The organism is Bdellovibrio sp. HCB288 (assembly GCF_047305935.1).
Taxonomy (GTDB): Bacteria; Bdellovibrionota; Bdellovibrionia; order Bdellovibrionales; family Bdellovibrionaceae; genus Bdellovibrio.
In genome coordinates, this window is the sequence record NZ_CP178619.1 from 1,728,101 (window position 1) to 1,741,918 (window position 13,818).

Annotated in this window: 15 protein-coding genes; 10 read left to right on the top strand and 5 right to left on the bottom strand. The window is 46.7% G+C overall.

Going from position 1 to position 13,818, the window contains the following annotated elements; translation table 11 throughout:
* The first annotated feature begins 7 nt into the window (after positions 1-7).
* The 4 genes from pssA (at position 8) to ACLVWR_RS08430 (ending at position 4,546) form a co-directional block, all read left to right on the top strand.
* Positions 8-871, top strand: a complete 864-nt coding sequence (gene pssA, locus ACLVWR_RS08415) for a CDP-diacylglycerol--serine O-phosphatidyltransferase (protein WP_340598575.1) — start codon at positions 8-10, stop codon at positions 869-871.
* Positions 855-1,862, top strand: a complete 1,008-nt coding sequence (locus ACLVWR_RS08420) for an aspartate-semialdehyde dehydrogenase (protein WP_413583365.1) — start codon at positions 855-857, stop codon at positions 1,860-1,862. Before pssA ends, ACLVWR_RS08420 begins: the two co-directional genes overlap by 17 nt.
* Before the next feature lie 213 nt (positions 1,863-2,075).
* Positions 2,076-3,383 (top strand): CFI-box-CTERM domain-containing protein, encoded by a 1,308-nt coding sequence (locus ACLVWR_RS08425; protein ID WP_413583366.1) that lies wholly within the window; start codon positions 2,076-2,078, stop codon positions 3,381-3,383.
* Positions 3,380-4,546: a hypothetical protein gene (locus ACLVWR_RS08430; RefSeq protein ID WP_413583367.1), complete on the top strand. Its 1,167-nt coding sequence runs from the start codon at positions 3,380-3,382 to the stop codon at positions 4,544-4,546. Before ACLVWR_RS08425 ends, ACLVWR_RS08430 begins: the two co-directional genes overlap by 4 nt.
* A 53-nt stretch (positions 4,547-4,599) precedes the next feature.
* Here the strand turns inward: ACLVWR_RS08430 and ACLVWR_RS08435 are convergent, their stop codons facing one another.
* The 3 genes from ACLVWR_RS08435 to ACLVWR_RS08445 are packed head-to-tail and all read right to left on the bottom strand — an operon-like array spanning position 4,600 to position 6,580.
* A complete protein-coding gene (locus ACLVWR_RS08435; protein WP_413583368.1) occupies positions 4,600-5,457 on the bottom strand; it encodes a TIGR02147 family protein in 858 nt (285 codons plus the stop codon).
* Positions 5,445-5,948, bottom strand: a complete 504-nt coding sequence (locus tag ACLVWR_RS08440; protein ID WP_413583369.1) for a hypothetical protein — start codon at positions 5,946-5,948, stop codon at positions 5,445-5,447. Before ACLVWR_RS08440 ends, ACLVWR_RS08435 begins: the two co-directional genes overlap by 13 nt.
* Entirely contained in the window at positions 5,948-6,580 is a 633-nt protein-coding gene (locus tag ACLVWR_RS08445; protein WP_413583370.1) for a hypothetical protein, read from the bottom strand. Before ACLVWR_RS08445 ends, ACLVWR_RS08440 begins: the two co-directional genes overlap by 1 nt.
* Before the next feature lie 293 nt (positions 6,581-6,873).
* On the opposite strand from ACLVWR_RS08445, the gene ACLVWR_RS08450 reads away from it, so the two are divergent.
* The 6 genes from ACLVWR_RS08450 (at position 6,874) to ACLVWR_RS08475 (ending at position 9,903) form a co-directional block, all read left to right on the top strand.
* Positions 6,874-7,167: a type II toxin-antitoxin system RelE/ParE family toxin gene (locus ACLVWR_RS08450; RefSeq protein WP_413583371.1), complete on the top strand. Its 294-nt coding sequence runs from the start codon at positions 6,874-6,876 to the stop codon at positions 7,165-7,167.
* Between the two features lie 8 nt (positions 7,168-7,175).
* Positions 7,176-7,448, top strand: a complete 273-nt coding sequence (locus tag ACLVWR_RS08455; RefSeq protein ID WP_413583372.1) for a HigA family addiction module antitoxin — start codon at positions 7,176-7,178, stop codon at positions 7,446-7,448.
* Between the two features lie 35 nt (positions 7,449-7,483).
* Positions 7,484-8,323: a tRNA pseudouridine(38-40) synthase TruA gene (gene truA, locus ACLVWR_RS08460; protein ID WP_413583373.1), complete on the top strand. Its 840-nt coding sequence runs from the start codon at positions 7,484-7,486 to the stop codon at positions 8,321-8,323.
* Positions 8,324-8,438: 115 nt separating this feature from the next.
* On the top strand, positions 8,439-8,879 hold the full coding sequence (gene rplM / locus ACLVWR_RS08465) for a 50S ribosomal protein L13 (RefSeq protein WP_413583374.1): 441 nt from the start codon (positions 8,439-8,441) through the stop codon (positions 8,877-8,879).
* A 16-nt stretch (positions 8,880-8,895) separates the two neighbouring features.
* The gene (rpsI, locus tag ACLVWR_RS08470) at positions 8,896-9,294 is read left to right on the top strand and encodes a 30S ribosomal protein S9 (RefSeq protein WP_340598584.1); all 399 of its coding nucleotides are present in this window, start codon (positions 8,896-8,898) and stop codon (positions 9,292-9,294) included.
* Between the two features lie 165 nt (positions 9,295-9,459).
* The gene (locus ACLVWR_RS08475; RefSeq protein WP_413583375.1) at positions 9,460-9,903 is read left to right on the top strand and encodes a hypothetical protein; all 444 of its coding nucleotides are present in this window, start codon (positions 9,460-9,462) and stop codon (positions 9,901-9,903) included.
* A gap of 47 nt (positions 9,904-9,950) precedes the next feature.
* Here ACLVWR_RS08475 and ACLVWR_RS08480 read toward each other — a convergent pair whose 3' ends face one another.
* Both ACLVWR_RS08480 and ACLVWR_RS08485 read right to left on the bottom strand, forming a co-directional pair.
* Complete coding sequence (locus ACLVWR_RS08480; protein WP_413583376.1) at positions 9,951-12,074, bottom strand: prolyl oligopeptidase family serine peptidase; 2,124 nt, start codon at positions 12,072-12,074, stop codon at positions 9,951-9,953.
* 62 nt (positions 12,075-12,136) lie between these two features.
* The gene (locus tag ACLVWR_RS08485; protein WP_413583377.1) at positions 12,137-13,576 is read right to left on the bottom strand and encodes a methyl-accepting chemotaxis protein; all 1,440 of its coding nucleotides are present in this window, start codon (positions 13,574-13,576) and stop codon (positions 12,137-12,139) included.
* Between the last annotated feature and the right edge of the window lie 242 nt (positions 13,577-13,818).

Sequence of the window (13,818 nt, forward strand, 5' to 3'; positions counted from 1 at the left end):
CCGATACATGGCAAATGAACACACAGCACATCATCCCAATCTAGATACAGAAGAGGCACGCGCACAACGCCTGCACATGTATATTTATATTCTTCCTAACTTGATGACGACCGGAAACCTGTTCTCAGGTTTCTTCGCTGTTATTCAATCCATCAACGGGAACTATCTATGGGCCGCATACGCAATCGTCGTAGCTGCAGTATTTGACCAGTTGGATGGCCGCTTGGCGCGTTTGACTCGTTCAACTAGTAAGTTCGGTGCGGAATACGATTCACTTTGTGACCTGGTCAGCTTCGGTATGGCTCCGGGTGTATTGTTGTTCTTGTGGGCGTTGCAACCATTCGGTCGCTTGGGCTGGGTTGCCTGCTTCTTGTTCGTGGCCTGCGGAGCACTACGCTTGGCGCGTTTCAACGTTCAGGCGAACGTGGTCGAGAAAAACTATTTCCAAGGTCTGCCAATTCCAATGGCGGCTGGTATCGTGGCTTCTTCAGTTCTGGCATTTAAGGATCTGGAGTTGGAGGCCATGGGGAACTACGGTTTGCTGGTGATGACAATCTTGTTGGCGCTGGTGATGGTTTCCAATTTCCGTTTCCGCAGCTTTAAAGACTTGGATTTGAAAGAGCGTCTGCCATTCCGTTACTTGATTTTGGGTGTCGGCGTTCTGGTAGTTGTAGCACTTCGTCCAGAAGTGATGCTGTTTGTTCTGTTCATGAGCTACGCAGCTCTTGGTGCAGTCTTCGGTGTTTTCAAGCTGGGCAAAAACATCCGCAAGATCAAGCCTTCGGTATATGCTCCTGGGCAGGTTCATGAGAGCGACTTGGTCTATGAAGAAGATGAGGAAGAGACCAAGAAAGATGAAAAGAAAACTTAAAGTCGGTGTCGTCGGCGCGACCGGTATGGTCGGCCAAACTTTTATGACTCTTCTGGAAGAGCGCGAATTCCCTATCGCGGAATTGCGCCCTTTCGCATCTGAGAATTCCCTTGGAAAAAAGATCGAATTGCAAGGTCAGCAATGGGCTTGTCAGGTTTTAAAAGACGGCTGTTTCGATGGTCTTGATCTGGTTTTCTTTTCTTCCGGGGATGATATTTCTGCTGAGTGGGCACCCAAAGCTGTCCAAGCGGGGGCGTTCGCGGTTGATAATTCCGCGGCCTTCCGTATGGATCCAAATACAGTTTTGATAGTTCCCGAAGTGAACGGTCACCTGGTGAACAAAGACTCCAAACCACAAGTTATCGCAAATCCCAACTGTTCAACTATTCAATTGGTGGTGGCATTAAAACCATTAGCAGAAAAATTCGGTTTGGACGAAGTACGCGTTAGCACTTATCAAGCAGTTAGCGGAGCTGGACAGGGTGGTTACGATGAGTTGATGGAGCAAACCTCCAAACACGCTCACGATAGACACGAGCCAAAAACATTCCCGCACACGATTTTGTTCAATTGTATTCCGCAAATCGGTTCTTTCAATGATCAGGGCTTCTGCAGTGAGGAAGTGAAAATCATGAAGGAGACGCGCAAGATCTTGGGGTTGCCTCAGTTGAAAGTATCCGCTTTCACAGTGCGTATCCCGGCATTGAATGCCCATAGTGAATCTGTTTGGGTGACTTTGAAAAAAGATGCAACCCGCGAAGCGGTGACCGAGGCGTTGGTTTCCCATCCTGGAATTGTTGTTCAGGATGATCCAAAGCGCAGTGTTTACCCGCTGGCCCGCGAGGTTTCCGGTAAAGACCCGGTTTACGTGGGGCGTATCCACCGTGATCCAGAAGATTCCAAGCTTTGGATGATGTGGGTCGTGTCTGATAACATCCGTAAGGGTGCAGCTTTGAACGGTATTCAGATAGCCGAACAAATCTTCTTCTAACCCGGCCGGTGAAAAAGGCCCATTTGACTGCGTTGTCGGGGGCCCACTTTCGCTACAACGGACTTAAAGTCCGCCTCCGCTTCTGTGAACCCCCTCCGCCTTGCAACTGGACCTTTTTGACCAGCCTTGTGTATAAAGTTCTGACGAAGGTCTGGGCAGGCTGGTTACTTTGACTAATGGCTCGTCCAGTGGTTCGATTAGGATATGCGCCTGTTGAAGCACTTAGCTTTATTTTCTACATCCTTATTAATATCCAAAGTGGCTTTGGCGACTTTGACCTATGGATCTGTGGGTGGCGCAACTTCAGTTGATATTACGACCACACCTACTAAACCTGTGATTTACGGTGGCTTCGCTGGAACTTGCGATACAGTTACCAGTGGCAGCACTTGCGATACTTGTACTGGTACGGGATTAGTTCCTTGTAATAAGAACGCTGTTTATCCAGAACTGAATTTAACGATCGTTCTGAACAGTTCTACGACGATTGGGTCGACGAGTGATATTTCGTTGAAAATCGACTCGACGACTGTAAATCCAACATCGATCAGTTTGGGTTCTGGTTCTTTCACGATCCTGGTTCCCTGGAGTGAGATCTGCAATAAAGCAATCAATGATTCGACTTGTTTGGCGGACAAGCTTAATCACGATTTAACGATCACAGCAACTTCCAGCACTGGCACTACAACGGGTGGCACGTTTACTCTTCACTTCACTTCTTCTGTCGCGCCCAGTGCACCATCGGACTATACGGACTGTCCTGAAGGCGTTCAAGCTCCAGCAAATACCGGATTCTGTAACTTCACGGCGTTCCCAGGGGACGGAAAAGTATATATCAAAAATCCGGGTGTATCAGAGGACTATCCGGCCAGCACGACGGGTGTGGATTTTAAAAGTATCGTGATTTTTTACGAGAAACAAAATCCGGGCGATTCCGATGCGACAACTCGTGGTAGCATCACAAATAAATCCAATTACTTTGAAATTCCCATTAATACTTCAATCAAACCGCCAGCAGATCCAAAGGCCTATGTTTCGGGACTGACCAATGGCGAAAGATATTGTTTGGTCATGGCGAATCGGGATCTGACGGGGAATATTTATTACTTCACACCAAGCTCTGTTTCTGACAGCACTCTTTGTGCGGCGGCTCTGCCGGTTGCAGGACTGCTTGATGATAAGAGCTGCTTTATTGCAACGGCCGCCTTTGGCAGCGACATGGCTCCTGAAGTTCAAAGCTTCCGTGATTTCAGAAACAAGTATCTGCTTCCGTATTCCTGGGGACGTCATTTTGTAAAAACCTATTATAAGTACAGTCCCCACTACGCCAATATGATCGCACAAAGCGATACTGCAAAAATCGCAGTTCGTGGAGTTTTGTGGCCGTTGCTGTATTTCGCCCGTATGAGTGTCGCGATTGGCTTCTGGTATGCATTGGGCTTTGTTGCTTTCGCAGGGCTTACATTGTGGGGATTGTATCGTCGCTTGATCCTTGGTCGTAACGTTCGGGGTGAACTGTGAAATCACTATGGTTCGTATTAGTGGCTCTTTTGGCAGTCACAATGTTTCACACAGCACACGCTCAGGAATCGGCGCCGCAAGAGCCTCCCTTTGTTGATGAAAGTGAGTTTGATTCTCCAGCAGATCCGTTGAAGGCTGAAACCGACGACGCTCTAAGCATCGAGGACGAGATCCTGCAAAGTGGCGGTCAACCAGTTCCGCCTCCGGCCCCAGGCAATGCGCCATCAGCGGCACCTGCGGCGAACGGGCAAAACAATACTGTGGATTTGAATCAAAACGTTCCCGAAGCCGGCTCCTCTGAAGACCTGCTTTTGGAGGATGAACCAATGATCGCAGCTCCTTCCAGCGAAATTCCTGAAGGGGAGATCCTGCTTGAAGAGCCATCAACTCCGGTGAAAGCGGCGGCTCCCGTTTATGCCGAAGAAGTTGTCAGCAAATCACGCTCCGGCGGTATCGAGTACATCCGCCATCCACAGTCAGCGGTAGGTTTGGTTCGCATCGAAAAAGACGGCACTTACGTTTATAAAACGAGCGAGAAAAAAGGTTACAGCACAACCGGTGCGTTTCGCTTCGGTATGATGGATGCCCCTAAGATCACAGCGGCTGACGGAGTGACATCTTTCGAAACGATGTACACGGGACCTCAAGCTCCGTTATTGATGTTTGATTATGACTGGCAGCCGTTCAAAGCCTCCCGCAATTTCAAAATTCAGGCGGGAATTGGTTTCATGATGCAAACGGGGAAGGGGCGCTTCACCGAATCAGATCCGACAACGGGAGATCCCGCTGCGGGTGATGAGGCCATGGAAGAATACACTTTCCTGGCAGTCCCTTTGAACTTGGGCTTTTCTTATCGCTTCCAATACATGGATCGCCAAATCCTGGCACCCTACGTGGTGGGCGGTGGTTCCTATATCCCAGTCGCGGAACTTCGTGATGACGGTAACTCGACTAACTTTGTCGGAACACCAGCAGCCTACGGTGGCGGTGGCTTGATGATCAACATCGGCGCCATGAGCAAAGACACAGCCTATACACTTCGCACAGAATACGAGATCGCCAATCTTTGGGCTACGTTGGAGTATCGCTATCTCTATTCCTTCAGCGAAGACGTAGACTTCTCCTCCAACATCATCTCCGCCGGCATCACTCTCGACTACTAAAAGGTGCCGGGTCCTGCTTCTTATTGCGCCGCACCTGTTGGAGCGGCGGCGCTCTATTTTTGTTTTTCGAAGTGCATTAGATAGGTGCCTAGTTGGACTAGTTCGTCACAGTCTTTTTGGGATTGGGACCAGCCGATGATTTCGTCCTGGAATTGGCGCATTCTTTCTTGTAGCTCTGGCAGTTTGGATTTTGGGATTGGGATGTTGAGCAAGCCCAGCTCCTGATTCTTGTACCCTAGCTGTTCGATATTCTGTGACCAGACTTTCAATGTTTGGGCGTGGAACGCCTGCATGAAGTCGTGGTTGAAGATATCAACTCCGGTGTCGAGTACGGGTTCGCTTTGTTCGTATACCCCGCCACTGTTTTTCAAGTAGCCAGAGTTCAATAGAAACTTCAGCGATCGCTCTGCTTCATCTGTGTTGATGATTCCGTTCATTCTTTTTGAAATGTATTCGCCGCTGGGTTCGAAATCATTCAAAAGAACCATTTCGCGAATCAGCATGTGATACCACTTGTTCAGGATCTCGCTGGAGTCTTCCTGAACGAACTGGGCCAATAGCTTTCTAAGGCAAGCATGGATATTCTTTTGTGCTTTGACTCGCGCTTCTTCGTTCTCTGAATTCTGCAAACGAATCAAAGCTTCGAAGTAATTTACTTCTTTCGCATTCAGCTTCAATGCTTCCGCCAGACGGCGGCCTGTGGTTTCAGTCAAGTTACGCTTTTCCTGAATCACCAGCTGTAGGTAGTTCGGACTTTTAAGTCCCACCAGGTTTGCAAACTGTCTGTACGAAAATCCCGAGCGCATAGATTTTCTATATTCAAAGAAATCACGCAAGAAAGCGCGGTAACAAGTGTACCGCGCTATTTCTGGATATTGAGTTTGGGATTTGCTCAGAGCTACTGCTTCCATGCACAACTTCCCGGTGTAACTCTGAGTGATCCCAACATTCCGATCATGGCTTGGTCGACGTCGGGAAGATTTAGTCCTTTTAGTACAAATCCTTTTCCAGCGCCCCATGTCCCAATATATGCGACAATTTTGGGGTCGTTGTTTTTCATGATGATTGCACAATCAGATTCCGAAACGAGTCTCCAGTTGGACTGCTGAAGGCGCTCGCGGATTTCAAGTGCCGAGTATTTTATGAAGTCAGAAAACTCATCTTGAAACTCTGTGATGTCCACGAACTGTGTGGTCACTCCTCGACCGTAAACATAAACAGGGGGACCTTCGGCCCGAACACTTTCTGTACGAGTTGGGAAGAGATTCGTAAAGTTTTGCGGAACAATCATCTCAAAACCAGATGAGAGGCTGCTTATTTTGCCACCACCAACACGCGAGACGGCTCTTGAAAGAGACGTCCACGCAATTAGAAGTGTTATAGCGAGAAGTGTTTTTCTCATTACAGAGACTCGTATTCAACAATAGCACCAAAAGCTACTGGATTGAAAATTTGGCAGTTGTCTTTCGTTTGAGGCAACGCGCGGCTTACCTTAGCTTGTCCTTGCTCCACGCAATAATAGCCTTGCTTAGGTGCTAAATTAAAAATCATGCTTTTTAGGTCAAGTTGTTTGGTCGCAGCCATCACTCTTTCAGGTAGAGTAATGTTTGAAGTATTTGATTCAGGTCTGTTACCCACAGACATACTGGAGTAGTATGATTTGTAGTCTTGGTTTTGAATTCGATTGTGCTCTACCATGGAGTAAATCCAAACATTCAAATCAAAGTTTATGTTTTCGAAAGTTGCCGGGCAGCCAACGTAAGAAATTGCAGGTATTGCGGTTTGGCCATTGCTGTGGCGCACATCCGGTACTTCGATCGTAATTTCTTTTTTGCAGATGTCTTCTGTTCGTTCCTGAAAGGTATCGCCCACTCGTTCAATGGTTCTTTTATAGATACTAACCTTAACTCTCGTGCGTTCAAAAATTACGGGAGGAGTGGGGGCGCCGGGATTTTGGTTCGGTGGTTGGTTTTGCGATTGGGCAAAGGATGAGCAGGACATAATAAGTGCCAGAAATGCGATTGAGTATTTCAAGTTGGACCTCGTTGTTTAAGTTTAAAGTTTTAAAATCAAAAAATCAGTGGCGCCTGAAGATGAGGCTAACTCACCCAACCGAGGAGTCAATTGATCCAGAATACATTTTGAAGACACTTTGTCTTCACCGGTCATTCGGGGGACATCTGATTATAGGATCGACCGCAGCCGGATGACGAGCAGGGTGAAAATTGAATATTCCCGAAAATTGCACCTAAGTTAGCGAAAACACTCAATCTGAAAGGCTAACTCGCAATGTTGACGAAATTATCGAGTTATGATAATATGATAATATGATCGGAAGTTTTGGCAACAGGCTCGCAAAAGATCTTTTCGAGGATCTTCCCACCAAGGAATCCAGAAAGCTTCCATCAGAAGTTTTGCGTCGTGCGCGTATGAAACTGTTTTATTTAGATGAAGCCGCAGACCTAAATGATTTGAAGATTCCACCAGGTAATAAACTGGAAGCGCTTAAGGGAGACCTTAAAGGCTTTTACAGCATACGAATCAACGATCAGTGGCGGATAATATTCAAATGGCAGCAGGATACGGCGACGGACGTGAGCATTGTGGACTATCACAAATGAGGAATGAGATGAAAAATACAAGTGAGTTCAAAAATCCATTTCATCCCGGCGAAATCTTGTTGGAGGAGTTCCTTATTCCTATGGGGATTTCCCAAGCAGTCTTTGCGGAAAAATTGGGTTGGACGAAGGCTAAACTAAATGAACTGATCAAAGGTAAACGAGGCATCACAGCTGAGACAGCCTTGGATTTGGCCGAGGAGTTGGAAACCAGCGCAAAACTTTGGATGAATATGCAATCAAGCTACGATCTGGATAAAGCTCGCAAAATCAGAGCAGGCTAAACTCCCTGAAAAATCTGCCTCGCCCGGCGCCGCGAGTGAAGCAAAAGGTGCCTGGCACCTTTTTGTGTGTTAAACCCTCCCGCATGCAAACGACCAAAGTTAAATTCACAGTGGCATACGACGGCACAGGATACTGTGGCTGGCAAAAACAGAAACCCGAAGATCAGGTTTCTGTGGCCCAGGTTATTGAGAATGCGCTTTGCCGCATCTTCAATGAAAAGATCGTGTTGTTTGCTTCCGGCAGAACCGATGCCGGGGTTCATGCCCTGAATCAGGTTTGCCACTTTTCTACCTCCCGTAAAATTGATCCGGCTAAGAAGTGGGATCTGTGCTGGGCTTTGAATTCTCAGCTTCCGGCCGGAATCGTGGTAAAAAAGGCCTGGATTGCCCCCCAAGAGTTTCACGCAACTCTTTCGGCGACCCATAAAACCTACCGCTATCTATTAATGAACAAACCCCGCAAAAGTGCCCACTTGTCCCGCTATGCGGCTTGGGAAAGAATGCCGATTGATATCGAGCATCTTAAGCAAAGTTCTAAATTTCTTTTGGGAAATCAAGACTTTAAGAGCTTTCAGTCGGTCGGAACGCCGGTCAAAGACACCATCCGTGAGATCTATAAAGCGGACTGGGAGTGGCGTAGACCCGGGGTTTTGCAGTTTACGGTGACTGGCAGTGGCTTCCTGAAGCAAATGGTTCGAAACATCGTGGGCACGTCCTTGATGATCGAGAAAAAGGGGCTAAGTCCTGAATATATGAAGGAAATTATCGCTGCCCAGGATCGTAAAAAGGCCGGTCCGCCAGCGCCTGCGGAAGGCCTGTACCTTATGAAGGTTTATTATCCCAAGAACCTTGACAATGGGTGCCTAGAACTTTAAAACATCCCTTCCCGCAAACATAGTGTAAGAGCCCGTTGTTAAACTCAAACATCATATTTGCCGAATGGTCGGACGGTAAACCCGGACATTCAAATTAAACTGGAGAACCCTAATAATGAAAACTTTCAATGCAAAAGCAGAAGAAGTTGAAAGAAAATGGTTGATCGTTGATGCCGCTGACCAAAAAGTTGGTCGTGTAGCTACACACGTTGCAAACATTCTTCGTGGTAAAAACAAAGCTATCTACACTCCGAACGTAGACACTGGTGACTTCGTTATCGTGATCAACACGGACAAGATGGAGCTTTCTGGAACTAAATGGGATGACAAAAAATACTACCGTCACTCTCGTTTCTTCGGTTCTATGAAAGAAATGACAGCAGCTCAAGCGAAAGAGAAAGATTCAACTTTCATCATTCACGAAGCTGTTCGCGGTATGCTTCCAACAAACAAGCTATCTCGTCATATCATCATGAAAATGAAAACTTACACTGGCGCAGAGCACCCACACGCTGCTCAAAAACCAGAACTTCTAACACTTCCAACTAAGAAGTAATTGGAGAGGATAGAATATGGCAGCAGCAGAAAAATTCTTTTATGCAACTGGAAGAAGAAAAACGTCATCAGCACGTGTTTTCTTGAAGCCTGGTAAAGGCACTATCACTATCAACGGTAAAAAATCTGAAGATTACCTTAGCCGTATGCAATCTCGCATGGTTATCGTACAGCCTTTGGATCTTTTGAACCAAATCGGTAAGTTCGACGCAAACATCACTGTAGCAGGTGGTGGTGAGTCTGGACAAGCTGGTGCGATCCGTTTGGGTATCACTCGTGCATTGATCGCTTTCAACCCAGAGTTCAAAGCAACTCTTAAGAAAGCTGGATTCATCACTCGTGATCCTCGTATGGTTGAGCGTAAAAAATACGGTAAAGCCGGCGCTCGTCGTAGATTCCAATACTCTAAACGTTAAAATTTGGAGTGTCCGAATCTGGACCAGAACAGAAAAGGGAGCCTATGGCTCCCTTTTTTTATGTCTAAAACACATCCCCATGTTTATATCTGCTTAATGAATCCCGCGTAACTGGGCATTGAATGCCACAGTGGTAACTTCATACTCAATCGAGATCGAGGGTGTATGAAGTTTGCGATCGCAATAATCATTTTGTTCCTGATAAATCTGGCCGCTCAGTTGGCAAACGCCACACCGGTGAATGACACTTGGACGGGAGTTGTTGCCCGGGCCGGGGAGTGCAAGGCTGTTATTGTTCAAGATGCCTACTTTACGTATTTCGGTAAGAACGGTGAGGTTGGTAAGGCCCTTATTGTAAAAGCTCAAATTCGCAACGATGCCTACCACAAGACTGTTCATATGATTCACGAAAATGGACAGACTGATTTGGCCGAGAATTCGCCCGGTGCTTCCCGTGTGCGTATCGACTATCAAGGTCAGGTTGGCAATATGGATCAAGTGGAGCTGACTGACAGAACTGTTGGAAACGAACTTTCAGGATTGTATCGTCTTGCGGTGACGATGGCGGGAGTAACTTCCGATTGTGTTTTCCAAGTGGACCGAAAATAAAAAAGCCCCGACATTTCTGTCGAGGCTTATCTTGTGCAAATTAATTCCTATTTCAATTTTTCCCACAGGTAAGTCGTCTTTAGCGACTCCCACAAAATGCTTTGTTCGATATTGGCATTACCTGCGTGGCCACCTTCGATGTTTTCATAATAGTACACCGGATGCTTTTGCTCTTTCATGCGTGCGACAAACTTACGTGCATGTCCAGGGTGAACGCGGTCATCCTTGGTGCTGGTCAAAACCAGCGTCTCTGGATACTTCGCATTCGGGCTCAGCTTTTGGTAAGGCGAATACTTCAAAATAGCTTCGCGCATTTTTGGATCGTCGGGATTTCCGTACTCATCCATCCAGCTCGCACCTGCCAACAGTTTGTGATAGCGAAGCATATCCAAAAGAGGCACGGCGATGATCGCGGCTTTGTACAGATCAGGGCGAAGTGTGATTGTTGCACCAACCAGAAGCCCCCCGTTGGATCCTCCGGAAATCGCCAGATGATCCGGGGAAGTGATTCCGCGTTTGATCAGATCTTCAGAGACAGCGATATTGTCTTCATAGACTTTGTAGCGATTTTCTTTCAATACAGCTTTGTGCCAATTTGGACCGAACTCTCCACCACCGCGAAGATTTGTCAGTACGTATACTCCGCCTTTTTCAGACCAGACTTTGCCAAGTGCACTCATATAACTTGGGGTCATGGAGTGCTGAAAGCCACCGTAGCCATATTGAAGAGTTGGATTCTTACCATCCATTTTCATGTTCTTTTTGTGAACAACGAAATAAGGGATTTTCGTGCCATCTGCGCTGGTGGCTTCATAGCGGGACGTCGTCAGAGTTGATGAATCAAAACGGCGTGGTGATTCCTTTAACAGCGTGAATCTATTTTCTGTGTCTGAGGCGTCGCCAAAAAATGTGGAAGTGGGAGTCAGGAAGTCCGTGTAAGAAGCCAGGTATAAGTCAGACTCTTCATCTGAGTCGTAACAGGAGGCCATGCCGTTTTCACCCAGCGCAAGGGATTCTGTTTTCCAGGTGTTTGGTGCTGTGAAAGTGACTTTCTCCATCTTGGTCAAAATGTTGTCTGAAACCACTGTGATAAGATGATTCTTTGTGTAGCAAGCTGTTTCAATAAAACGTTTATCTGTAGGAGCGAAAACCACCTGCAGACTATCCAGAGCGGAATCGCCCTTGCTGATTTGATCTAAAGGAAGGGCCAATAAAGTACCTGATTTGAAGTTCCTGAAATCAGATCTTAGTTCGATGAACAAATTGCCTTTGAAAAGGCCCCAGGTCTCGGCATCTTCTGGTTTGGGAATCTGAATGCTTTTTCCAGAAGGATCCAGGTACCAATTTTTAGTGGAAAAAAAGCCTTTGCGAACCTGATAGAAGTGATGAGGCTTGCCTTCATCGTATTGAGTATAGGCATACGCTGACATATCAGTTTTGCTGGCTTCGACCAAAGTTTCAGCAGAACTAAGAGGTGTGCCGCGCTTCCATGTTTTTACGATGCGAGCGTAACCGGAGTCAGTCAGAGACCCTGGGCCCCAGTCAGTGCCAACGAAAAGAGTGTTCTCGTCTTTCCAGAATGCATTGGTCTTTGCTTCAGGAATCTGAAAGCCGTCTTTGATAAAGGACTTTGTTTTTAAATCAAATTCGCGAACCACGACGGCGTCTTTTCCGCCGCGGGATAGGTGAAGAAGGACGCGGTCATATCCAGGTTTGCGGAAGCTTGCGCCTTTCCATACCCAGTTTTCATTTTCAGATTTTGCCAATTGATCCAAATCCAGAATGACTTCCCATTTCGGATTTGCCGTTTTGTAGCTTTCGATGCTGGTTTTGCGCCACAGTCCGCGAGAGTTCTTTTCATCCTGCCAGAAGTTGTAAAGGTCACCGTTTGTCAGGGACACAGCGGGAGTGCGATCTTTCGCAAAGAAGATTTTGCGATAGTCAGACTCGATGCCTTTGAAAGCGGGATCATTTTTGAAATGTTTTAGGGTGACTTCATTTTCGGATTTGGCAAAATCCAGGGCTTTTTGTCCCTCAACTTCTTCGAGCCAAATATAAGGATCCTGAGATTGCATGGACATGAGTTCTTGCTCCTTTTGTAAAGAGGAGCTGGTGCAGCCTGAAACCAAAACGGCTGCAATCAAGAATTTGAAACGGGAAAGTTGATTCATTTGCGCTCCGATGTGATCTAAAAATTAAAGATCAGATCGGAGCCGGAGACAAGGATTGCGCTTTACGCCGCAGCTTTTTCTGTATCCCAACCGGCCATTTTTCGGCCGTTCAGCATTAAATTAAGCTCGTCAGTTGCGGCACTTAGTGACTCGGCCTCGCCCATTAGGACGCTGGAGGATTGAGACAGGTCTTCTGCCACCGCTGCGTTGGTCTGAGTTGTTTTATCGATCTCACTCATGGCTTGGCTTAACTGCTTGATGCCCAATGCTTGCTGTTGGCAGGCTTCGGAGATTTCACCATTCAGGGCAGAAACCTTTTCAATAGAAGTAATAATTTTTGTCAGCGCAGATCCGGAGTTGTCCGCAACTTTGGTGCCGCGCTCTGCTTGTTCAACGCTTTCTTTGATCAAACCACTGATTTCTTTGGCAGCATTGGCAGATCTTTGAGCCAGAGTTCTGACAGCGTCTGCGACGACAGCAAAGCCTTTTCCTTGCTCGCCAGCACGTGCTGCTTCAACCGCAGCATTTAGAGCCAGAAGATTGGTTTGGAAGGCGATATCATCAATGACGGAGATAATTTCCTCGATTTTTTTAGAGCCGGTATAGATCTCTTTCATATAAATGATCAGTTGTTCGATTTCCTTACCACCTTCAGTGGCAGCGCGATTGCTTTCCGTGGAAAGTGTCGCGGCAGTGGCGGCGCCTTCAGCATTTCTTTGGATCATGCTGGACATTTCCTCCAAAGAAGCCACGGTCTCTTCGATTGAGGCCGCTTGAGTTGTTGAGGATTGAGACAGCTTTACATTCGATTCAGAGATGCTTTGTGATTTTGAAGTGGTTTCAGTCACAGAGTGATGAACACGGTCCACAACCACCTTTAGTGCATTTACCAGGCGTTTTTGGAATAGAAATCCCATGCTGATTACGGATAGAACCAAAACGCAGATCATCCCCAGAAGGATTTGCTTTTTCTGAGTACTGTCCTTGTCGGCTGAAGCCAGAAGCTCTGCCGTCTTTTTGTCAGTCTCGGTGGCAGCTTTATCCATTTGTTCAAAGATTTTTTCAGCAATTGGATTTAGATTGTTCAGGATCTTGTTGGCAGATGTTGGCAGATCGTTTTTAGCCAAGGAAGCTTGAATGTCAGTCCAGCTGGCTTCGTACTTTTCCAGGTCGGCGTTGATGCTGTTGCAGTTTTCACCGCACTTTGCCTTTAGGGACTTAAGTTCCTTCAGGAAGCCACCCACCAACTCAACACGGATGTCGCGTGAGTCTTTATCAGTATCAGCAGCAATCGGAAGGATGTTGGAGTGAACCAACGCCATGGATTTAATTATTTTATTTTGAATCGATAAAGATGAAATGCCGAATTCACTGACGCTTCCAAGTGTCGCAAGTGCTTTTTGACTTGTGTAAAAGAAGGCGCATCCTACCAGCAATACAAAAGATGCAGATGCAAATACATAAAGTAACAGTGATTTTCCGATGCCGATTCTCTTGAACACACGAAACTCCTTAGCATTTCTACCTATCTTTGATCGGTGTTGGGGACGAAAACTTAACCGAATTTTAAACACCTTTTCGTTGCAGATCGTTCATTTTCAAGGCCTTGGTCGTGTAAACTTGGAGTCTTTTACGGATGTTGGTCCTGAAACTTCAAAACCAAAGTCGGGGTGAACCTCTTGACCTTCGTCAAACTATGTCAAGATTCATTGACCGAAAATCGAGGGAACTTCAGGCTTTCATG